This is a genomic window from uncultured Alcanivorax sp., assembly GCF_947258575.1.
Classification (GTDB): Bacteria; Pseudomonadota; Gammaproteobacteria; order Pseudomonadales; family Alcanivoracaceae; genus Alcanivorax.
In genome coordinates this window covers 56721-79023 of record NZ_CAMYIV010000002.1, presented here as the reverse complement: position 1 = coordinate 79023, position 22303 = coordinate 56721, and the positions used below count along the sequence as shown (strand labels likewise).

Annotated in this window: 19 protein-coding genes; 5 read left to right on the top strand and 14 right to left on the bottom strand. The window is 57.6% G+C overall.

What is annotated here, in order from left to right; translation table 11 throughout:
* Positions 1-86 precede the first annotated feature (86 nt).
* The 5 genes from Q0Y02_RS00485 to topA form a co-directional block, all read right to left on the bottom strand.
* On the bottom strand, positions 87-722 hold the full coding sequence (locus Q0Y02_RS00485) for a TetR/AcrR family transcriptional regulator (RefSeq protein ID WP_297762820.1): 636 nt from the start codon (positions 720-722) through the stop codon (positions 87-89).
* A 201-nt stretch (positions 723-923) separates the two neighbouring features.
* The gene (locus Q0Y02_RS00480; protein ID WP_297762817.1) at positions 924-2207 is read right to left on the bottom strand and encodes a hypothetical protein; all 1284 of its coding nucleotides are present in this window, start codon (positions 2205-2207) and stop codon (positions 924-926) included.
* Between the two features lie 2 nt (positions 2208-2209).
* The gene (locus Q0Y02_RS00475; RefSeq protein ID WP_272975634.1) at positions 2210-2998 is read right to left on the bottom strand and encodes an outer membrane lipoprotein-sorting protein; all 789 of its coding nucleotides are present in this window, start codon (positions 2996-2998) and stop codon (positions 2210-2212) included.
* Between the two features lie 275 nt (positions 2999-3273).
* Positions 3274-3804 carry a DUF6586 family protein gene (locus Q0Y02_RS00470; RefSeq protein ID WP_272975633.1) on the bottom strand — a complete coding sequence of 177 codons (531 nt, stop codon included), beginning with the start codon at positions 3802-3804 and terminating at the stop codon, positions 3274-3276.
* 127 nt (positions 3805-3931) lie between these two features.
* Positions 3932-6667, bottom strand: a complete 2736-nt coding sequence (gene topA, locus Q0Y02_RS00465) for a type I DNA topoisomerase (RefSeq protein WP_297762810.1) — start codon at positions 6665-6667, stop codon at positions 3932-3934.
* 270 nt (positions 6668-6937) lie between these two features.
* On the opposite strand from topA, the gene Q0Y02_RS00460 reads away from it, so the two are divergent.
* Positions 6938-7384: a universal stress protein gene (locus Q0Y02_RS00460; protein ID WP_297762807.1), complete on the top strand. Its 447-nt coding sequence runs from the start codon at positions 6938-6940 to the stop codon at positions 7382-7384.
* A 144-nt stretch (positions 7385-7528) separates the two neighbouring features.
* Here Q0Y02_RS00460 and Q0Y02_RS00455 read toward each other — a convergent pair whose 3' ends face one another.
* Positions 7529-8179, bottom strand: coding sequence for a cyclic nucleotide-binding domain-containing protein (locus Q0Y02_RS00455; protein WP_297762804.1), 651 nt, complete (start codon positions 8177-8179; stop codon positions 7529-7531).
* A 318-nt stretch (positions 8180-8497) separates the two neighbouring features.
* Here Q0Y02_RS00455 and lexA point away from each other — a divergent pair, with 318 nt between their 5' ends.
* The 3 genes from lexA to Q0Y02_RS00440 are packed head-to-tail and all read left to right on the top strand — an operon-like array spanning position 8498 to position 10338.
* Positions 8498-9112, top strand: a complete 615-nt coding sequence (lexA, locus tag Q0Y02_RS00450) for a transcriptional repressor LexA (RefSeq protein WP_297762801.1) — start codon at positions 8498-8500, stop codon at positions 9110-9112.
* A 31-nt stretch (positions 9113-9143) separates the two neighbouring features.
* A complete protein-coding gene (locus Q0Y02_RS00445) occupies positions 9144-9560 on the top strand; it encodes a DUF1499 domain-containing protein (RefSeq protein ID WP_297762798.1) in 417 nt (138 codons plus the stop codon).
* The gene (locus Q0Y02_RS00440; protein ID WP_297762795.1) at positions 9508-10338 is read left to right on the top strand and encodes a TatD family hydrolase; all 831 of its coding nucleotides are present in this window, start codon (positions 9508-9510) and stop codon (positions 10336-10338) included. Before Q0Y02_RS00445 ends, Q0Y02_RS00440 begins: the two co-directional genes overlap by 53 nt.
* Before the next feature lie 71 nt (positions 10339-10409).
* Here Q0Y02_RS00440 and Q0Y02_RS00435 read toward each other — a convergent pair whose 3' ends face one another.
* The 3 genes from Q0Y02_RS00435 to rlmKL are packed head-to-tail and all read right to left on the bottom strand — an operon-like array spanning position 10410 to position 13091.
* Positions 10410-10715 (bottom strand): DUF6482 family protein, encoded by a 306-nt coding sequence (locus Q0Y02_RS00435; protein ID WP_297762792.1) that lies wholly within the window; start codon positions 10713-10715, stop codon positions 10410-10412.
* 40 nt (positions 10716-10755) lie between these two features.
* Positions 10756-10980, bottom strand: coding sequence for a glutaredoxin family protein (locus Q0Y02_RS00430; RefSeq protein WP_297762789.1), 225 nt, complete (start codon positions 10978-10980; stop codon positions 10756-10758).
* Positions 10980-13091 (bottom strand): bifunctional 23S rRNA (guanine(2069)-N(7))-methyltransferase RlmK/23S rRNA (guanine(2445)-N(2))-methyltransferase RlmL, encoded by a 2112-nt coding sequence (gene rlmKL, locus Q0Y02_RS00425; protein WP_297762786.1) that lies wholly within the window; start codon positions 13089-13091, stop codon positions 10980-10982. Before rlmKL ends, Q0Y02_RS00430 begins: the two co-directional genes overlap by 1 nt.
* Positions 13092-13343: 252 nt before the next feature.
* Here rlmKL and rmf point away from each other — a divergent pair, with 252 nt between their 5' ends.
* Positions 13344-13550, top strand: a complete 207-nt coding sequence (gene rmf, locus Q0Y02_RS00420) for a ribosome modulation factor (protein WP_035247144.1) — start codon at positions 13344-13346, stop codon at positions 13548-13550.
* Between the two features lie 287 nt (positions 13551-13837).
* Here the strand turns inward: rmf and Q0Y02_RS00415 are convergent, their stop codons facing one another.
* The 5 genes from Q0Y02_RS00415 to Q0Y02_RS00395 all read right to left on the bottom strand — a co-directional run bounded on the left by Q0Y02_RS00415 (position 13838) and on the right by Q0Y02_RS00395 (position 22110).
* Positions 13838-14848: a quinone-dependent dihydroorotate dehydrogenase gene (locus tag Q0Y02_RS00415; protein ID WP_297762783.1), complete on the bottom strand. Its 1011-nt coding sequence runs from the start codon at positions 14846-14848 to the stop codon at positions 13838-13840.
* 239 nt (positions 14849-15087) lie between these two features.
* Positions 15088-17469, bottom strand: a complete 2382-nt coding sequence (locus Q0Y02_RS00410; protein ID WP_297762780.1) for an MMPL family transporter — start codon at positions 17467-17469, stop codon at positions 15088-15090.
* Positions 17470-17479: 10 nt separating this feature from the next.
* Positions 17480-18571: a YCF48-related protein gene (locus Q0Y02_RS00405; RefSeq protein ID WP_286828145.1), complete on the bottom strand. Its 1092-nt coding sequence runs from the start codon at positions 18569-18571 to the stop codon at positions 17480-17482.
* A gap of 116 nt (positions 18572-18687) precedes the next feature.
* Entirely contained in the window at positions 18688-20094 is a 1407-nt protein-coding gene (locus Q0Y02_RS00400; RefSeq protein WP_286828144.1) for a DUF1329 domain-containing protein, read from the bottom strand.
* 45 nt (positions 20095-20139) lie between these two features.
* Positions 20140-22110 (bottom strand): DUF1302 domain-containing protein, encoded by a 1971-nt coding sequence (locus tag Q0Y02_RS00395; RefSeq protein ID WP_297762774.1) that lies wholly within the window; start codon positions 22108-22110, stop codon positions 20140-20142.
* Between the last annotated feature and the right edge of the window lie 193 nt (positions 22111-22303).

Sequence of the window (22303 nt, the reverse complement as noted above, 5' to 3'; positions counted from 1 at the left end):
GTTTGGCCGCAGGAATGAGCCAGTTAGAACATTACCTTCGCTACGCTCAGTTCGCCATGCAAGCATAGCTCCTACAGAAAAGCGGGTTATTCCGGCACATCCGCCTGAATGCCGCCGACCAGGAACGGCAGCAGCCGCCGGGTGATATCCGCGGTGCTCACATCCAGGTCGAAATCGGCCTTGCTGATGGCCTGCAGGGACTGCATGCCGGACAGGGTAAAGATCACGGCGCCCAGGCTGAATTGAACACGCCAGAACAGCTCCATGGGCGGTACGCTCGGCACCGCCCGCTGCAAGTGCTCCTGCAGGCGTTTAAAGACAGCGCCGTAGTGTTTGTGCAGGTAGTCACGCAAGTGCCCCTGAGGCTGACTGTAGGCCTGCCCGGAGAGACGAAAGAAGATGGCCGCGCGCTGGGGATCTTCCGGGTGGGTCCCCAGGGCCAGACGAAACACGATGCCGAGCACATTTTCCGGCGTATCCGGAGTACCGGTCGCTTCCATTTCATCCAGCTTGGCACCGAGCGCCGCACTGAACGGCGTCAGAAAGCGTTCGAATACCGCCTGTATCAGCGCTTCCTTGGAACCGAAATGGTAATTCACCGCGGCCAGGTTTACCCCGGCCTTGCTGGTTATGGCACGCAGACTGGTCTCCGCAAAGCCCTTCTGGGCAAACAATACCTCTGCGGTATCCAGAATCCGGTCTACCGTACCCGCCTGTGCCATGCGCCCTGCCCTGTGTTCAAAACATACGTTTCAAACATACGTTTGGGTCTGTAGGGGGTCAAGGGATGATTCCAAGGCCCACTGTAGGAGCGTCGCTGGCGGCGCGATTCCATAGATCAGGCTACCGCGCCGCCAGCGACGTTATTTACTGCGCTCACCTTCGGGCCAACCTGCGGTCGTTGCTACGCTCCTACGGAAAGCTTAGAAGTAATACACCACTTCCGCCTGGATGAAATCCGAACGACTGACCGGGCTCAGGCCCGGATTTTCCGCCCTGCCCTGCAGGGCTGACAGGTACAGTTCCGAGGCGGAGAGAGGTTTCGCAGTATTAGTATAAAAGCGGGCCTCCAGGCTGGCCTTGAGGTTATTGCCGAAGCGGCGGCTGGATTCCAGATTGATGGCCTTCTCGTCATTCTCCAGATCGTAGATCACACCGGCGAGAATCTCCGTGGAGGCCACATCGTTGAAGGTGAACCGGGTCGCCAACAGTACATCGTCCTGAAAAGGCGACGCCAGCAACGCATCCCGGTCTTCCCACAGGTATTCGAGCAACCAGCCCAGGTCCGCGGCACTGTCGAAAACGCCCACCTGGGTATACTCGAAGCCGCCGTCCAGGGCGCTGAAGCGATCGCCTTGGCCAGAGCGAGTGATGGCCTCCAGCTTCCACAGCCAGCCGCTGTTCAGGTACTGCAGCTCCAGACCAGTCTGATCAATCACGTTATACAACGGTACCAGTTGCGGATCGCTGCCGGCAGGCAGGCTGCCGGTGAGCAGCAGAGCCTGCAGCTCTTGAGGGCTAAGCGCTTCGGGAAGCAACAATGGCTCGCGGCTGGTGCCGGAGAAATGTGACAGGGCCAGCTGCAGGCCATTGTTGAAATACTGCTGGTAGCGAAATCCCACATCCACGCGCTTGTCTTCGGCGCCGGATTCGTAACGCGCATCGTCGGACACCGGCAACGGTGTACGCGGTCTGCCCTCTTCGCCGGCGTAGGTACGCTCACGAAATCCGGGTAGCACGAACAGGTCGACAATACCCCAGTCACGTACCGTAGACAGGTTCAGCATGGGCTGGCCGAGCTTTTCCTCGCCATCCACCTGGTCCACCAGGTCGGTCTGGTTGATGATATCCACCAGGTGACGCCCTTCCGTGACGCCCCAGAACACCTTGCGAATCCCTACCCGGGATTCCCAGCCGCTACCCACGTGGATCCAGGACAGCTCACGGATATCCACATGGGTCCGCTCGCTATCGTTTTCGTCAACCCGGGCGTAGGGAATAAAAATGAACTGATCGTCCCGGTTGTTCCACTCGTGAAAGACCTCGCCTTTCAGATACACGGAGCCATTAGTGGAATAGTCCGCCGCCTGGTAAGGGGAATCCTGGGTGAAATAACGTCCCTCCAGCCCGGTTTCGCCACGAAACTCCCAGCCGATGGCCAGGGTGGGCAGCACCAGCAGTGCCACCAGCGTTTGTCGCAACAGCATGATCAACGGGCCCGTTTCAGGCTGTTCTGGTTGAAGTCCGCTTCGCTCAGACCCGTGTCATAGCGATAGTTGCTCCAGAACAGGTCCGTGGCCTTGCCGGTCTGGTGATTGACCATGGCCATCTTGCCGGGCTGCCAGAATTTTTCCTGGTACTGGGCAAAGTCACTCATGGTCAGGGTTTTCAGGCGGGATTCCTTGCGGTCGTAGTAGTCCACCTTCCAGGTACGGTATTCCTGCTGGTCGATCCAGGCGACCTGCTTGGTGTAGCCGGAATTCTCATCGGTGGGATACCGCTCCATGACAAAACAGGTCAGCTCGCCGCAGGGCTCGTCGCGCAGGTATTTGTAGGTGTATTTCTCCACTTCCTGGCCACGCATGTCCTCGAAACTGAATTCGCTGCCCATGAAGGGGCCGGACTTGTTGCGCGAGGCGATGGTCTTCACCCGGCGCAGGGCAGGAAGATACAGCCACTGATCATCATCACCGGTCTTGTAGCTGTAGGTGAGCAAGGCAGTACCACGCACATCGCGGGGGGTATCGAAAATGGTCAGGCTCTTGTCACCCTCCTCACCCGTTCCTTCCAGGGTGCTGACCCGCAGCTCCCGCTCCGAGGTATCACCGCGCTGGGTGATCAGCACCATGCGCATATCCGCCTGGAAGTCGCCAAACCCCGCCCCGCGACGATCCGCTTCACGGGCAATTTCCAGCCCTTTCTCTTCCGGCGTCTGGGCATGGAGAACAGGAACGGCACAGGCCAGAGCCAGGCCGGCCAGCAGCAGGCGAACTTTCATGGTGAACCTCGATTTGGTTATTTTGTTGATCACACCGTTGTGGGTAACAGTGTGTTTACCATGATAGGTAGGATAACGGAAAGGGGGATGCTGAAGAGGACAAAAAGCAGTTAACAGTTAATAGTGAACAGTTAACAGCTCGCGTGCTGAGCAAAGTTTCATTTCAAATGCATGAGGCCGCGCCCAAAGGGATGAGCGCGGCCTCATGCGTTAAAAGCAAAGACAATCGCGATTCGCGTAGCTGTTAACTGTTCACTATTAACTGTTAACTGCTTTCACCACTCTTCCAGATACCCCACACAATGCTCCACCAGCTCACTGACCCGCTGAATGGCATTGTTGAGGCGTTCCAGGTCGCCTTCTGCCAGGGGGGCGTAGCGGTCTTCGGCCATCAGGTTGAGGGCGTTGGCGTCGCTGGGCGGGGTTGGGCGGCGGGCCAGGCCGGCGGCGCCCATGGCGTTCTGCATTTCCCCGTCCAGCCAGGCGATCAGGTCCGCGCGGTCGGCCAGGGCCTGGCCGAGGATGGCCATTTCCGGGGCTTCCACTTCAGAATCACGAAACGCCTGAACCAGGGCCGCCAGGCTGAACAAATGGTCGGCACCGGCTACCTGATAGGTGCTGGCAGACTGGCGAGCCAGACCGACCAGGGCCGAATAGAGGTGAAATACCACGGCACCACGCAGGGCCAGGCGTACCGCAGGCACCGCGTCGGCCTGTTCGCGGGTGAGCTGACGTAGCAGGGCCTGAGCAAAGTAGATCCGCTCGCGCAGACCACTAACGGCATTTTCTCGGACCATTCGGGACATGAGAGGACTCGCAGAAACGATGGGTATAACGGATTAACCTGACCGTAGGAGCTATGCTCGCATGGTGAAAACCGGGGTCTTCGCGAGCAGGTTCGCTATGCGAGCATAGCTCCAACAAGTAAAGCGGTCAGGATTTCTTGGCAGCGGCCTTTTTCTTGGCCGGGGCCTTCTTCTTGGCAGCCGCTTTCTTCTTCGCGGGCGCCTTCTTCTTGGTCTGTTCCTCGATCCACTTGCCATCCCGATAGAAGGCCATCCAGCCGGTGGCCTTGCCGTCGATCTCGCTCATCACGTACTGCTCTTTGGCCTTGCGGCTGTAGCGCAGCACCCCGGGATTGCCTTCCGGGTCTTTCGCTGGCGCCTCGGCCAGGTACTTGTGCTTGGGATCGAGTTGCTCGGCAACACTCTGGATTTCCAGAATCAGCGGTGGCCGGGTTTCCCGGTTTTTCGGGAATTTGCTGGCGGCCAGGAACAGACCGGAAGCACCGTCACGCAGCAGATAGTGATCATCATCGTATTTCTCGCACTTGAGGTGCGGCATGGGAATCGGGTCCGCCCGCGGCGGCGCCGGCTCGCCGCTCTTGAGCAATTTGCGCGTATTCCCGCACTCTTCGTTGGTGCACTTGAAGAATTTACCAAACCGGCCAGTGCGCAACTGCATCTCGTTGCTACATTTTTCGCACTCCAGTACCGGTCCATCGTAGCCCTTGATACGGAACTCGCCCTTCTCGATCACATAGCCATCACAATCCGGGTTGTTACCGCAGATGTGCAGCTTGCGCTTTTCATCGATCAGGTAGTTTTCCATGGCGGTGCCGCACTTCTGGCAACGCTTCTTGTTACGCAGTTCCTTGGCTTCCGCTTCCTCATCATCGGCATTCACCGATTCCGCTTCTTCGCCCGGCAGCAGATTCAGGGTGGCGGTGCAACGCTCCTTGGGCGGCAGGCTGTAACCTGAGCAGCCCAGGAAAACCCCGGTGGAGCCAGTGCGTATCTGCATGGGCCGACCACACTTGGGGCACTCAATATCGGTATCGGTGGGCAGGTTGGCGCGCATGCCGCCGATGGCCTGCTTGCCACTACCCTCGCCCTGGGCGGCTTCCAGTTTGCCCACGAAATCGCGATAGAAATCGTCGAGCACATCCTGCCAGTTGCGGCGGCCCTCGGCGATTTCATCCAGGGTTTCTTCCATCCGGGCGGTAAAGCTGTAATCCATCAGATTGGGGAAGCTTTCCGTCAGCCGGTCGGTGACGATATCGCCCATCTTTTCCGCATAGAAACGGCGGTTATCCTGGCGTACATAACCACGATCCTGAATGGTGGAAATGATCGCCGCATAGGTAGATGGGCGGCCAATGCCACGCTTTTCCAGTTCCTTCACCAGGCTGGCTTCAGTGAAACGGGCCGGCGGCTTGGTGAAGTGCTGATCGATGTCCACCTGGTCGATGGTCAGGGTGTCGCCTTCTTTCACATCCGGCAGCAGGGTATCTTCCTGGCCCTTGCGCGAGGCCGGCGGCTGGATGCGGGTCCAACCGTCAAATTTCATGATGCGACCCTTGGCCTTCAGCTCGTAATCATTGCCGGTGGCGGTGAGCGTGGAGCTCAAGTATTCCGCCGGCGGCATCTGACAGGCAATGAACTGACGGCGGATCAGCTCATACAGACGCTGAGCATCACGCTCCATATCCTTGAGAGAATCGGAAGTGCGGCGTACATCGGAAGGGCGAATCGCTTCGTGAGCTTCCTGAGCGCCTTCCTTGCTGCTGTAGGATAGCGGCTTCTCGGGCAGGTATTTGTCACCCAGCTTCTCGCCAATCCATTCCCGGCAGGCGGCAACCGCATCACTGCTCAGGTTGGTGGAATCGGTACGCATATAGGTGATATGGCCGGCCTCATAAAGGCGCTGGGCCATCATCATGGTCTTCTTCACCCCGAAACCCAGGCGGGTGCTGGCTGCCTGCTGCAGGGTGGAAGTAATAAAGGGAGCGGAAGGCTTGGAACGGGTGGGCCGCTGCTCGCGCTGGCTGATGGTGAGCGTGCCGGCCTGCTGCAACGCCCGGCGGTGCTGCTCCGCGTCGTCGCCATTGTCCGGGCGGAAGTTCACGCCCTTGTGTTTGGCTACTTCCAGGCGCAGGGCTTCGCCCTGGTCGCTGTGGGTATCGCTGTGCATTTCCCAGAACTCTTCCGGGATAAAGGCACGGATTTCCCGCTCGCGCTCCACCACCAGTTCCACCGCCACGGACTGCACCCGGCCGGCGGACAGGCCACGGGCAATCTTTTCCCACAGCAGCGGGGAGATCATGAAGCCCACCACCCGATCCAGGAAACGGCGGGCCTGCTGGGCTTCCACCCGGCTCAGGTCGAGCTTGCCGGGCTGCTCGAAGGCGGCCTGGATGGCTTTCTTGGTAATTTCGTTGAACACCACCCGATCAAAGCGGGTATCGTCGCCACCGATCACTTCCCGCAGGTGCCAGGCAATGGCCTCCCCTTCGCGGTCCAAATCCGTTGCGAGATAGATGCGGTCGGCTTTGGCGGCAAGACGTTTGAGTTCATCAATCACCTTTTCCTTGCCGGGAAGAATCTCGTAATGGGCCTTCCAGCCGTGTTCCGGGTCCACGCCCATGCGGTTGATCAACTGGGCCTTGGCCTTCTTCTTTTTATAGGCCTCGCGCTCTTCCTTGGGCAGGGAGCGGGTGTAGGCCGCTTCCTTGGCGCGCTCCTGAGGGGTGCTCTTCTTGGAGCCACCACTGACCGGCAGATCGCGTACGTGGCCGACACTGGACTTCACTACGAAGTCGTCGCCCAGGTAGCGGTTGATGGTCTTGGCCTTGGCAGGCGACTCCACAATAACAAGAGTTTTTCCCATTCTCAGGTTCTCAATGGCGGCGGTTTGTTGAACAGAGCGCACCGGCTACAGTGCCCAATATGGCGGTCGCACAGGCGGCGCCAGTCTTCTTCGGGCGCTATTTAGACAGCGCCGGTATGGCCGGGTCAAGCTCTGCTGTCACCGACCGTCCTTTTTTAGTAGTAGACCAGAGAGAGGGTCCCCGGCAACCCTCCCAGTGAGAAACAGGTTCTGGCAAGCCACCCAAAGAGCGTTATACTGCGGGAAAGACACCGTTTCAGGGAGAGAACCGTGCCCAGTCCCTATCGCCGAATTCTGGTCGCCATTGATTGCAGTGATGAGTCTGCCCAGGTGTTGTCCCGGGCCGCCGGGGTACTCTCAGGCAATGATGGTGAACTGCATCTGATCCATGTGATCGAGCCCCTGGCCCTGGCCTATGGTGCCGATGTGCCCATGGATGTGACCGATCTGCAAAGTGGCCTGATGACACAGGCCCGGGAAACCGCCGACACCTATGCCGGCCGGTATCAGATACCCGCCGATAATGTCCATGTGGAGCTGGGTTCCATCGAGAAGACCATCCTCGATCAGGCAGACAAGCTGGACGCCGATCTGATCGTGGTCGGCAGCCACACCCGCAGCGGCCTGGCCCTGCTACTGGGCTCTACCGCCCGCGGCCTGGTACCGGGGGCGCATTGCGATGTGTTGGCGGTGAAAGTGGATCAGAAAGGCAGTTAATAGTTAATAGCGCGCGTGCCGGCGCATCCCTGACTGAAACGTAAGAGGCCGCGTCCATCCCCTGGACGCGGCCTCTTGCGTTCACAAAACAGAAAACCTGTTCCGCGAAACTGTTCACTATTCACTGTTAACTATTAACTGCCTTCACGTTAGCTGCAACGCCCCCGTCCCTTCCGCTCCCTCTTCGTTCCAGCGACATAGCAGCTCCGCCAGGCCCTGGGCCTGCACCTTGAGGGCGGCCAGTTCTTCGCGGCTGCCTTTTTCGCCATGGAAAACCGGAAGTTTGCGCATAGACTGAACCAGTTCATGATCTGGCGACTGCATACGTTTGACTTCCAGGGTCCAGCGGATGTGGTGAACGATCATGTGAAAGAACGCCAGCCGGGTGGTCAACGAATAAGGGCTGTCATCCTCATTGAATTCATTGAAATCCAGGCTCACCAACACCGCTTCACGGGCAGTCTCTGACACCTTGATAGTGGCGCTGCGCGGGGTACCGAGCAACATGGAAAGGGTGCCAAAAACTTCCCCCGGCGATACGTAATAAAGCGGCGCTTCGCCGGTGGTATCAGACAGCACTTCAAGCTGCCCTCGCAGCAGGAAATACAGGGTGGAATCCACATCCCCGGCACGAATCACAGTATCACCGGAACCGGCTACCCAAAGGCGGGTATTGTGCTCAAGCTGGGCAAATTCGCTTTGATCGTCACGGGCAATTTCATTGAAAAACGGAACACCGGATAACAGCTGCCGGATCCGTTGTTGGCCGAAGTCATTATTATTGGCCTGCTCCATCTACTATCCCCAGGTCTGATGGAATTATTATCGAAGAGCCTGCCTGCAGGGCGAATCAACACAAAGACCCGCAACCATCCAGACGCTCCTTGCATTATGCTAGTGCCACCGCAGTCACAGGGCAACGATATCCTCCCGAAAGCGGTGAAATTCAGCCCACCACAACTGTTCAAATAGCACTGTTCATATTATCAGTACCTATGCTAGCATCGGTTTTGTAGCACTGTTTGTCAGCCTTGGCTGACACCCTGGTTAGCCAGAAGCGTCTATGACGCCCGGGTATGGAACCGAAATCCTGCGGGAAAAATGGAGAAGGTTATGAGCAGCAAACTCACCGATCGCCAGCAACAGGTGCTGGACTGTATCCGCGAATGTATCGCCGATACCGGTATGGCACCCACTCGCGCGGAAATTGCCGACATCATGGGCTTTCAGTCCAAAAATGCCGCCTCTGACCATTTGCGAGCCCTGGAACGCAAGGGCTTTATCAAACTCCACAGTGACCGCTCCCGGGGCATTCAATTGCTCGACAATGCTTACTGGTCGGAAGAAGAATTACCGATAGTCGGCAAAGTGGCCGCAGGGGTCCCCATTGAGGCCATCGAAAATGTGGAACGCACCGTGCCGGTGCCCCAGGGCCTGTTCAAGCAACGCCCTACTTACCTGTTGAAGGTACAGGGCGACAGCATGATCGAAGCAGGCATCTTTGATGGCGACCTGATTGCCGTGCGCAAATCGAACGTGGCCCGCTCCGGTGAGATCGTGGTTGCCCGCATTGACGAAGAAGTCACAGTGAAGACCCTAAAGTTGAACAAATCCAGTGCCACCCTGTTACCGGCTAATGAAGCCTATGAGCCCATCAAGGTGCCGGCTGATCAACTGATCATCGAGGGGATTTTCGTGGGGTTGATCCGTGATCCGAATTCTTACTAGTGCCATTCTGCTATTTATGAGTGTTGCCGCCATGTCCGATACGCATCTGCTCGCTCCCTGCCCGGATTCGCCCAACTGCGTCTCCAGCCTGGCCAAAGACGAAGATCGCCGGGTAGCGCCTCTGCAAGTAGCAAAAACTCGCAAGGCCAGCATGACTCGTCTACAGGCTCTGCTGCGGCAGCTTGACCGCGTCGAGTTCGATGTAGTCGGCCAGTCCCGTATTCAGGCCCGCTTCTCCAGCCGACTGCTGCGTTTCGTGGATGATGTGACCTTCTATATTCGTGAAGACGGCGTGGTAGAGGTTCGTTCCGCATCGCGAGTGGGCTACTGGGATTTAGGTGCCAACCGTCGTCGGGTAGAATCCCTGCGCGAACAACTGGCGGAGCAGGCCCCTGATGAAAGAACCTCACACTACTCACTGCAAGACCGACATTCCCCATTGGGCTGATATCGGCGTCAATCTGACCGACAAGCAGTTCCGGGATGATCAGGATGAGGTACTCGAACGGGCCCGTTCTGCCAGGGTGACCTGGCAACTACTGACCGGCACCAATGTGGACGAATCCCGCCTGGCCATGGAGCTGGCCAGCCAGCACGATGACCTGTTTTCCACTGCCGGCCTGCATCCCCATAGCGCCCGTTTCTACTCCCCTGCCCTGGAAAAGGAGCTACGGGAACTGCTAACCCAGAAATCCGTAAAAGCCGCCGGCGAAATGGGGCTGGATTTCAATCGTGACTTTTCCCCACGCCCGGACCAGGAACGTGCCTTCGAGGCCCAGCTCGCCCTGGCTGTGGAATACCGGCTACCGGTGTTTCTCCACGAACGCGATGCCCACGAGCGCTTTGCACCCATTCTGAAAGCCCATCGGGATCACCTTGTCGGTGCGGTCGTGCACTGTTTTACCGGCTCGCGTCAGGCGCTTTTCGATTATCTGGATCTGGATTGCCACATCGGTATCACCGGCTGGGTGTGCGATGAGCGCCGCGGCAAGCCGCTGGCCGAGCTGGTGCACAATATCCCGGATAACCGGCTGCTGCTGGAAACCGATGCCCCCTATCTGTTGCCCCGGGACCTGCCGGAACCCCCTCCGCAAAAACGGCGCAATGAACCTTCATTGCTACCCTGGATTGGCAAACGGGTGGCGACTTTGCGGGAGCAGGATGTGGCCAGCGTAGCGCAGTTGACCTCTGCCAATGCCCGAGCGCTGTTTACACCTAACCTCTGACTCCAGGCATCCAGGATCCCATTCTTTGTTGTGGGAGGCCCCCAATCCGACGGCTTGGGGCTGGCAACGTTTCAGCTCTGGCTTCGCCAGTGAAAGCGCACCCGAAGGGGCGGGATCACCTCCCCTTCGGGCTGGCCAACCATTTCCGCATGGGCGGAATGATGCAGCAGATGTGCCGTGCCAGTGGACAGGGTCTGGAGCTGGTTATTGGCATGCTCCGGGCCATTAAAGCGCATAATTTTGCCGCTGTCGTCGGCCACCCAGTACCAGGTATCGCCGAAGCGGACCTTGACCGTGCACACCGACAGGCAGGCCGAGAAAATCTCGACTTCATCGGCCTTGCGCTTGTGCAGTTTTTTGGGGCTTATCGTTTCCATGGCAACAATGATGATCTTGCCGCTGTGAAGCCTGCATCAATCAGCCTGCCAGAAACTGCTGTACATCCAGCAGACTGAATGGCCAGCCCAGCTCCCGCCCCTCTTTCATCAGCACGGGAATGCGTTCGCCATAGCGAGCCAGCAGATCATCGTCCTCGGCCACATCAACCAGTGTCAGCGTGAGATCCGGTGCCACAGTGGACACCAGCTCACGGGCCTGATCGCAGAGGTGGCAGCCCACCGTGGTGTAAAGCACTACGCTCATCAGTCCTCCACATGCCGAATGGCATAGCAGACATGAATCCTGTCATTCCGGCGAAAATCTTCCGGGATGCTCCAGCGGGAAATATCATCTACCTGATACCACTTGCTGATACTCGGGTCGAGTTCAAAACGGCGGTAGTTGCAGGAGAAATACAGTACCCCGCCCGGCTCGAGCCGGCGCATGATCTTGCGGATCAACTCACCATGGTGCTCTTCCACCACGAAGTCACTGCGCGACTTGTTGTTGGAAAAAGTGGGCGGATCACAGAACACCAGATCGAACTGCTCCTGACATTCGTCCAGCCAGCGCATGGTATCAGCGCGGACCATCTCATGCTGGTCAGTGGAAAAGCCGTTGGCGGCCAGGTTGCAGGCCGCCCATTCCAGATAACGCTTGGAGGCATCCACGGTGACAGTGCGTTTGGCGCCGCCAACAGCCGCATGCACGGTGGCTGAGCCGGTGTAGGCAAACAGGTTGAGGAAGCGCTTGCCACCGGCTTCCTCGGCAATCTTCAGCCGCGTGGGACGGTGATCGAGGAACAGTCCCGTATCCAGATAGTCCTGCAAGTTGATGAGCAGCTGGGCCTGGCCTTCGCGCACCAGCCGGTAACGCCCCTGGCCATCCAGCTTCTGATACTGCTGGTTGCCTTTCTGGCGCTCCCGGGTACGCAGGTGCACCTGTTCGCGATGCACCCCCAAGGCCGCCCGGACAGCGGTGACCGCCAGATCCCGTCGCTGTTTGGCCTTCTCCGGGTCCACGGTTTTCGGCGCCTTGAATTCCTGCACCAGCACCTGGTCACCATAGATGTCCACGGCCACATTGAACTCGGGCAGGTCTCGATCGTAGAGGCGATAGCACTGGATATCTTCGCGTTCCAGCCAGCGGCGCAGGTGTTTGCCATTCTTGCGCAGGCGGTTGACCAGCGGCTGCGCCCCTTCCGGCACCTCAAAGGCGGATGACTCGGCGATGGTCACCACCTCCACCGGCGCCGGCTGGCGAGAGTGATACAGGCGAATGAAGTTGTTGAACGGCCCGTTTTTCAGTCGCCACTGGCTCTGCAGGTCCATGCCGGAGCGATCCATGACTTCCGCGTCAGCGCCAAGCAACACCGCTTGCCAGTTCGGCGCCAGTTTGGCCAGCAACCGGCCCAGGGCGAAATGCAGCCAGCCGGCCTGTTGCTGCTCGTCAAGACGCTCGCCCCAGGGCGGGTTCGCCACCAGCAAGCCCTGCTCGGCAAAATCCCGGGAACGCAGAGCGCCCAGTTCCCGGCGTTCGAAATGAATGACCTGACGAACCCCCGCCCGATCGGCATTCTGCTGGGCCAGCTGGATCGCCCGGCCATCCACATCAAATCCCTTCAGGGACATCTCCGGCAGCGGCTTGCGTGCGCTTTCGGCAGCCTCTTCCATGGCATCCTGCCAGAGCTGACGGCGACACGCCCGCCACTGCTGGAAGCCATAATGCTGGCGCTGGGCACCCGCCGCCCAGCCGGCAGCGATCTGTGCGGCTTCTATCAACAGGGTGCCGGAGCCGCAGAACGGGTCCATTAGCGCTGCCGGATGATTGCCCTGGCGCCAACCGGCGGCCCACAACATGGCGGCGGCCAGGGTCTCGCGCAGAGGCGCCCGACCGCCGGCCAACCGATAACCACGCCGATGCAAGGGATCGCCAGCCAGATCCAGCCACAGATGCGCCTCATTGGGATCCAGCCGGGCCCGGATACAGCAACTGCCACGGGCATCCCGGGATACCGTGAATTGTGGCGGCAGAGCCTGAATAAAGCGCTTGCTGCTGATGCGGTTATCCCCACGAACACCCGGTCCGTGCTCAAGATGGATATGCAGCGGCGCATCATTGCCCACCAGGGACAGCCAGTCCTGGCTGGCGGCCAGCTTTTCCGGTGCGATGTCCGGGGTGACGCCAAGGGTCGCCAGGGGCAACAGCACCCGTTCTGCCAACCGCGACCACAGACAGACCCGAAGTGCATCCGCGGTACCGCCGGTAAATGCCACATGGGCACGACCGGTTTCTGTTACCGATATGCCCAGTGACGACAGTTCATCGGCCAGCAACTCGGCGATACCGGGCATGCTGGTGGCCACAAATTCCATTACTGATACCTCGTAAGTGACTGTTTTATGCGTAACGATAAAATTAAGTATTTAACTTTCAATGCGTTACACAAATCGTCGTCAAGTTGTCCTTTATACGTCATATGCTTAACAGGCACGAACCATATTGCTACATGATATTCGACACTACCCCAGCGCTTTCCCATACTGAATGAGTCGACCCCGATAACTGGCCTTGTTCTCTGCCAGGGGTCATTTTCAATACCGCTATCTGTGAAAGGGAAAGCGTCTATGAAGCGACAAAAAAGAAACAAAGACGACCGCGCCTACAGCCGGGGATACAACGCCGGCCTGGATGGAAAATCTCGTGAGGAATGCCCGTTTGGCGCCCTCAGTGCTCGCACCAACTGGATGGGCGGCTGGCGCGAAGGTCGCACCGATTTCGCACATGGAATGCTCGGGGTCTCCAGCATTCAGAACCTGAAAAATATCGGCTAACACCTGAAACCCGTTCAACACCACGCCGGCGCATCAAACGCCGACTCACAGGGCCCCTCCCGGGCCCTTTTTAATTTCTAGCTTCTAGCTTTGATCGTCCTGCGGACGATGCCGTGCTTCGCACGGTTCGCCATGTAAGCATGGGTTATTCGCTTCGCTCCCCCTTCGGGCCGCACGGGACTACGTGCGTTACTCCGCTACGCTCAGTTCCTACAGCGGCTTCGTAGCAATGACGAAGTCCCGGCAACTTCTCAGCCCTTCCCTATCTAACCCGCGTAGCTCGTAGCTCAGAGAGCTTTGGGCCAAGCGCGGGCAATATCACCAATCAGACCCGGCCCCTGATAAATCAGGCCACTGTAGATCTGAACCAGATCGGCGCCCAGGCGCTGTTTTTCCAGCGCATCGTCGGCGCTATTGATGCCGCCCACCCCGATAATCGGGATTCGTCCTTTCAGGGTTTCGCTCATGGTCGCCAGAGCCTGATTGGCAATGGGTTTCAGGGGGGCGCCGCTGAGGCCGCCCTGCTCATCACCCTTGGGGAGGCCCTGCACCCCTGCCCGTGACAGGGTGGTATTGCCCACACAAACGCCGTCAATACCGTGCTGCACGAACGCTTCGCCCATGGCCTGCAGCTCTTCTTCGCTGTTGTCCGGAGCAATCTTGATTACCAACGGCACGCGCCGGCGATGCTGCGCGTCCAGACGGGTCTGGGCTTCGCGCAAGGTGCCAAGCAATTCATTCAGCGCATCACCATGCTGGAGGCTACGCAGACCGGGGGTATTCGGTGAGGAAACATTCACCACCAGGTAGGACGCATAGGCGTGGACTTTCTGCTGGCAACTCAGGTAATCCTGAACCGCATCTTCAACAGGAGTGTCCTTGTTCTTGCCGATATTGATACCCAGCACCCCCTTATAGCGGCTCTGTTTAACCGCACTAACCAGATAGTCCACTCCCAGATTGTTGAACCCCATCCGGTTGATCAGCGCCTCGGCGTTGGGCAGACGGAACAGGCGAGGCTTAGGGTTACCCGCCTGCGGACGCGGGGTTACCGTGCCCACCTCGATAAAACCGAAACCCAGATCCGCCAAACCATCTATGCAATCACCATTCTTGTCCAGACCCGCTGCCAAGCCCACCGGATTGGGGAATTCAATACCCATCACCTCCCGTGGCGATGCCGGCACACTGCCCGGCCACAGCTTACCCGACCGCTTGCGAAGCATGGCCAGAGTGAGCTCATGGGCGTGTTCTTCAGACAGGGAAAACAGCAGAGGGCGAGCAAGGGAGTACAGCATGGGACAACCCGGATTGTGATAATGGCCGGCATTATAGCCAAGCTACCCCGTCACTTCGATGTTTTGTGTCGGACAGACCTGGTGAGTAAGAGCCCCTGTAGCCAGGATTGGCGGACACTTCCCCTTGTGAACCCGACTCCTCCCAAGCCGGATTGTTTGCATACCCTGCCTTTACGAACAACAAAAAAAAGCCCGGCAGAGCCGGGCTTGAAAATAACCAACAGAAACCAGCGCGTCAGTTAGCTGTTCTGACGAGCGCGGGCCGCATCAGGCTTGAGCAGGAAGCAGCCCAGAGCGGGCAGCAGCCACAGGGCGCCAATCATGTTCCACAGGAACATGAAGGTCAGCAGGATCCCCATATCCGCCTGGAACTTGATGGAACTGAATGCCCAGAAGATCACGCCCACGGCCAGGGTGATGCCGGTAAAGGCCACCGCCTTGCCTGTGGTCTTGAGGGTTTCCCTGTAGGCAGCTTCCAGATCCATGCCCTGTTTCAGGTAGTGGGCCAGCTTGCTGTAGATATAAATACCGTAATCCACGCCGATACCGACACCCAGGGCAATCACCGGTAGTGTTGCCACTTTCACGCCAATACCCAGATGCGCCATCAGTGCCTGACAGAGGATGGAAGTCAGCCCCAGCGGCACGATGATACAAATCACCGCACGAATGGAGCGGAAGGCGATCAGCACCAGAATCGATACCACCGCGTACACCAGGGCGAGCATGGGATACTGGTTGGCCTCGATAGTCTGGTTGGTGGCAGCTTCCACACCGGCATTGCCTGACGCCAGCTTGAACTCGATGACCTCTTCGTTGTTGCGCTTCTCGGCAAAATCGGCCACCGCTGCGGTGACGCGATCCAGAGTTTCCGCCTTGTGGTCATCAAGGAACACATATACCGGTGCCAGGGAACAGTCCAGATTGTAGAGGCTGTCCGGCATGAAGCTCATGACATTGTTGAGCGCGTACTGATCCCGGGAAATGGTGGCCCATTTCAGGGAGCCTTCATTCATGTTGGTGGAAATCAGCTTGGTTGCCGACGCAATGGTAACCACATCCTGCACCCCATCCACATTGCGCAGGGTCCATGACAAATCATCCACGGTCTGCATGGCGGGATAAGTGTTACAGGACTCCACCGGCGTCTTGCCCATCACCACCAGCACATCCGCACTGACAGAGTAGTTGGACACCAGGAAATTCACGTCGTGGTTATAGCGATAGCGGGGCTTGGGTTCATAACCGCGCGGGCAATCCATTTCTTCACACGGGTCCGGCCAGAGCTCAGGCGCCCCTTTGTCCAGGTCACCGATTTTCAGATCCTGGCTCATATAGATGCCAACCCCGTAACCGGCCACGGCAATCACAATGGAGAGGGCCGCCAAAGGCTTACGGGTAAAGCGGGCAAACAAGCCGGCCAGCGGGTGATCTTTCTTCTCTCCCGCCTGAATCTTGCGCACTGATGCACCGCTCACGCCCAGGTAGGAAAGCACCATCGGCACTACAATCAGGTTGGTGATGATGATCACCGCCACCCCGATACTGGCCGCCATGGCCAGTTCCCGGATCACACCTACATCGATGATATAGAGCGTCAGGAAACCAATGGCATCTGACACCAGCGCCACCATGCCCGGTACATACAAGGACTGGAAAGTATTACGCGCCGCATCCAGCGGGGTCTGCCCTTCTGCCGCGTAGTTCGCCAGGGTGTTGACGATCTGCACACCATGGGACACCGCAATGGCAAACACCAGGAACGGCACCAGCATGGAATAGGGGTCGATGGTGAAGCCCAGCGTACTGACAATCCCCAACTGCCAGATAACCGCCACAAAAGAGCAGACGGTCACTGTCATTGCACTGCGCAAACAGCGAGTATCAAACAGCAGCAGTACCGCAATCAAAGCCAGAGTGAAGAAGAAGAACATGGCTACTTCTTCTGCTGCGGCCATCACATCCCCGGCTTTTTTGGCCAGGCCGACGATATGAATACGAACGTTGGGGTACTTTTCCTGATAGGTAGCGCGAATCTCCTCCAGACGTGCTGCCAGCACGGGAATATCTACGCCGTTTTCACCCAGCGCATCCAGCAAATGGGCATGCACCACACTGGACTGGAAGTTATCCGCCACCAGACGGCCAACCTGGCCAGACCGAAGCACATTGGTGCGCAGGTCTTCGAGCGTCTCGTCGCTGCCATCGTAGCCGGCAGGAATCACTTCACCACCCTGGAAGCCCTGCTCGGTTACCTCATTCCAGCGTACATTGCTGGTCCAGAGGGAACTGATCTTGCTGGGATCCACACCATCCAGAGCAAACACCTCATCGGTGATTTCCTTCAGGGCGGTCATGTACTCGGGATTGAAAATGTCGTCACTCTGGGTTTCTGCAACGATGACACGTACATCGTTGCCCAGGCTCATATCATCCTTGTGTTCCAGAAAGTTCTGGATATAAGGGTGACCCAGCGGGACCATCTTTCGGATATCGGTATTAAGCTGAATCTTGCTGGCCTGAAAGCCTAGGAAGACAGTCGCTGCAATAAACAGCAGCAGCACAACGGGACGAATGGAAAACAGCCCGCCGGCAATGGTTTTGGAAATACGACCTGACATGCTGTGCCCCTTATTTTACGTCTTCAATCACGCGCACTCCGCCCTGGCCGGCGACAAGAACGCCGCCCGCTTTTCGGGGCAAAATTGCGGAGATGGATTCACGGTCCGGAAGGAACCGCAGGGAGAAGGTTTGACCACCATCATGGCTGGTGAGAATACCGCCGGCATTGGTCACCAGCACCACGGTGCCGTCGTCCAGTACCGTGCCGTCATTCACACCACGGGTCAGCTTGGTGGGCACCTTGACCCAGCTACTGCCGCGATTGGCGGTTAACCACACATTGCCTTGCAGGCCGTAAACCAGCACCTGGTAATCGGATATCGGGGTGGCACCGAACAGGGTGCCTTCATAGGGGCTGGTCAGTGCCTCCCAGTTCTGGCCCTTGTCAGCAGAGCGAAAGATGACGCCTTTTTCACCAACCAGATAGCGATCGCTGCTGGCAGGAGCGGCCGCATAGCCGTACAGGTGCCAGCCATCATTATTACTCAGTGCAGCAGTTCGTTTTTTCCAGGTATCGCCGCCGTTGGAAGTTTCCAGATAGTAGCCATAGCCACCCACTGCCACGGCTTTGTCACGGCTTTCACAGTGCACATCCAGTAGCGGCGCGCCGGAGGTATCAACAGGTGCAGCAGCGATTTCCTCGTAGGGATCATCGCTGTAGAGGTCATCCCCGTAGGCATCGTCCTCATAGGGGTCGCCATAGATATCGTCCATGGACAGATCATCCATGCTCTCATCAGCGGGTTCGCTATCATCGCTGCCACCCAGCGGATCACTGTACTGAAGCGTCCAGCTTTCTCCGCCATCACGGGTACCCAGTACCACGGCATCGTGGCCCACGGCCCAGCCGTTGCGGGCATCCGCAAAACAAACCGCTGTCAGAAGCACCTCTTCAGGCGTTTTGGCGGCCTGCCAGTGGTCCCCATCATCATCGGAGTAAAGAATTTTGCCGCGGTCACCCACTGCCACAATCCGGCCATTGGCATTGGCCAGGTCCAGATAGTTGTTGGCTGTAACCAGCGGCGATTTGCTATCAATAAACTGTGCCTGCAAAGGGGCAGACAGCATGGCTGCAGCAGCCAGCAAAAGTGTTTTTTTCATTGTCCCATCTCTTCCCGAAGGCTCGTTTGCCGAGCCGAGTGCAAAACGACCGGGGGCCATGGGCGTCCCGGTCGCGTTGCCAGTGCTGCCGTTAAACGGTCAGCCTTTTCTTGTCATTACCGTCCACGGCGGCGCAGGGCGGCCGGATGGAAGTAGCGGTCATCCGGTACCGGCTGGCTGTAATCCAGAATGGACGGTTCTTCGTTATCCAGGAACTGTACGTGGTACCGCTGGGCCCGCAGATCATGGAAGGTGTCCAGAGCGGTCCACTGGGTCGGTACTTCGTAGTAGTTCTTGATGTAGGCAAGGCTTACACGCCACAGCTCATCACGACGGTCATACTGGTCGATGGCGGCGATCTGCCAGGAATCCGCATCAATGTAGAAGCGACGCTTCTCGTAGATATGGCGCTCACCTTCCTTCAGGTTCGCTTCCACTACCCATACACGGTGCAGCTCCCAACGCTGGTAGTCCGAATTCACGTGGCCCTGTTGCAGCAGGGTTTCGTATTTCACATCCGGGCTGTCCATCTTGTAGTTGTTGTAGGGGATAAACATTTCCACCGGCTTTTCATGAACCAGCTTCCAGTTGTACTTGTCCGGTGCACCGTTATACATATCGGTGTCATCGGCAGTACGCAGGCCGTCGGCTGCAGCGATCGGGGTGTCGTAAGCCAGGTTGGGAGCACGACGAACACGACGCTGGCCGGCGTTATAACCCCAGGCCTGACGCGGCATTTTCTTCTGGTCCAGCATTTCATGAACCAGCACCGCCCCACCGGCCAGACGTGCCGGCGCCTTGGTGAAGGACAGGTAGTAGAAAATGATGTTGTCCAGGCTGTCGAAGTTGTACTTGGGATCGTAGTAACGGAAGTACACTTCCTGCTGAGAAGTGATCAGGGAGTAGGCACCGTTACGCTGCACCGCCACTTCTGAAGCACGACGCACCACGTACAGACCGCGCCACCGCAGGATATGGTTCCAGATCGCCTGCTGGGCCTTGTCTTCGTTGCTACCACTCAGAATCGGGAAAGGAATCCCGCCGAATGCGTTGTTAACACCGGTTTCTGCCAACGAAGCCTTGGTAGCATTGCTCTTGGTATTGTCGTAAACCCATTGCGGTGCGGAGGTAGAGCGACGGCTCGGGTAGACATTGAGTTTAAAAGTATCCGGGTAGGTTTTCAGCATACCCTGCACACCCTCAGGCACCTTGTCCGCATACTTGGACAGGTTCTGGGCGGTGATGGTGAACACTACCTTGTCATTTTTGAAAGGGTCCGGGTGGTGCTGGCCGGGGCGGGTATATTCCTTGGGGATATCCTTCTTCTGGATACCACCGGTCCAGTCCGGAATGCCAAGGCCAGTGGAAACGGCTTTCCCGTTACCTTTGACGTCAGCCCCGAACGGAGTCAGGGATTTACCCAACTTTGCCGCTTCTTGCGCGGACACGGCAGCCTGCACATTGGCCGCTACGCTCAGTGACAGCGCAAGCGCGCTGCCCATGGCGGTCAATTTCTTCAACATGATTGCTCTCCGAATAAACGGGCCGGAAACCCGGCCCGGAAAAAATTAAAAAGAGTACTTAACAGAAACCGAAGCGTTGTTCCGGTCCGCCAGTTTGTTGGAATATTTGGCGCCCCAGAAGCTGGTGGCAGACATGCCCACTTCCAGGTTGTTCAGGTACACAAAATCCAGCCCCAGGGTAGCGGCTTTGCGGTCTTCCATGAAGTTACCACCGATTGGTGAATTGCCACTTACATCGTGGGCAATCCGCACGCTCGGGCTCATGGAAATACCGGCGAAAATATTGTTGTAATCCGCCTTCAGGACCGCACGATAACCCCAGGATGTATCATCCAGATTATATTTATTGGGATCATCCGGGCTCAGAATCTGGGCCTCGGAACCAAGAATGGCAGCAGTGGAGTTATATTCCAGTTCCGGGTTTTCCAGGCCTTCGATGTGCTCAACGCCAAGTTCAAGCAGCGCGATCAAACCATCGGTTCCCCAGGTCGGCCCGAAGTTGAAAATGCTGACCAGGGAGCCGTTATAGCTTTCCACTTCGTCGTAGAAGTAATAGAGCTGACCTTCCTGCACCGCCGTGTTGGAACTCAGGCAGCTACCACCAAGCTCTGCCCGCACACAGTGCGGAGTCAGATCACCCAGGGTTGGGGCCGGATTTGCTGCTGCGCCAGCCAGAGACTGGATCAGGTTGTCGCCGATTTCATTGATAATGGATCGCTTGGGGCGGTACGCCAGTTCGCCCGCCAGAGACATGGTGCCGACGACAGTGTTGAAGCTGGCACCGAACATGTCCTGGTCTTCCACATAGGCCATCTGGTATTCGGTGGTGTCAATGGTTTCCGGCACACCCGCCAGGCCGGAGGTGTTGATCTTGTTGATGCGGGAACCCACCACAGGCGTACGTGCATGAGTGCGGGTATAGTAAAGCGCGAATTCCGTACCGTTCAGGGCTTCGGCAAAATAGCGATAGGCCAAACCAAACTGGCCATTATCCTTCGCGTCTTCATCACGAATCCGATCAACCGTTACCTGAGTGGCTTCGTACTCGTAGCCAGGACCAAACTGAGCCGTGTAGGCAGCGAACGCATTTTCCAGACCCGGTGCACCAGCCCCCAGAGCCACGACACGACCATCAATAATCACGTTGTCAGCACCCCTGCCCGGGAATGCATCATGAGTGGAGAAGTAGGTGCCCGCTGGCGCATCTTCGGAATTTTCCCACTCGAACTGGTAGAAACCTTCCAGTGTCGCGTTAAAGGTCAGGCCGTAGGAAAAGTACAAGCTATCCAGTGGCAACAGGGCTTCCTTGATTTCAGAGCCCGGCAAGCGCAGCGCATTGAGATCAAAGTAGTTGGCAGTGTTAACGCCACCCTGAATAAACAGCGCTTCACCCCAGTTGATGACCTGCTGACCCAGACGCACGTTCAAGGGCTTCTCGAACAGATCGAAACTCCCCCACACATAGGCATCCAGCATACGAGCACGCTGACCCGCATAGCGCTCTGCATCACTGTTGAAATCGTCACCGATACCGTTGTTGGCATAATCGGAGTATGTGGCATAACGGGTAAACCCGTTACCCGGCACGAAGGGACCCGATTTCATCAGAGCGCCACCATCATGACCACCGCCCATGATCTGCTCATCGTGGAACGCGGTGGCACGGACGAACATGCCATAACGCCCCTGCCAGTTCAGCTCCATCTCCGGGGTGATCTTGTAGACCAGAGACGCCAGACCAGTGTCAAAGTTGTTGTTGGCATCGTTCTTGTTGACCTGGGAGCCATAACCTTTAAGGGTCATGTCAACCACATCTTCGTTGGCCGCCAACATCCGGTCCTGCCCTTCTGTGCGGAACAACGCACCGACGGACAAGGCAGTATCCAGTCGACCGGTCCAGTCAGGGTTATCGAATTGAAGCTGAATTGCAGAGGCAGGAAGTGACAAGCTGGTAAGGGCTGCAGCACCAGCAACAGCCATCGCTAACCTGGTTTTGCGCAGGGGATTATTATTCATGTAGCTCTCCGAATTGCCATGCATGGCTTTATTGTTCTTGCCCGGGCAGCGGCTTCTCCCGTTGTATCATCGGTCCCATCATTCTCCCCGATGCACACCACTACCCAGACTAAGTCTTAATTCTTACATATCGGGACGAAAAAGAAATCCCCCCTCAGTGTACATTTAACGACCAGCCAGTCATCACTATTTT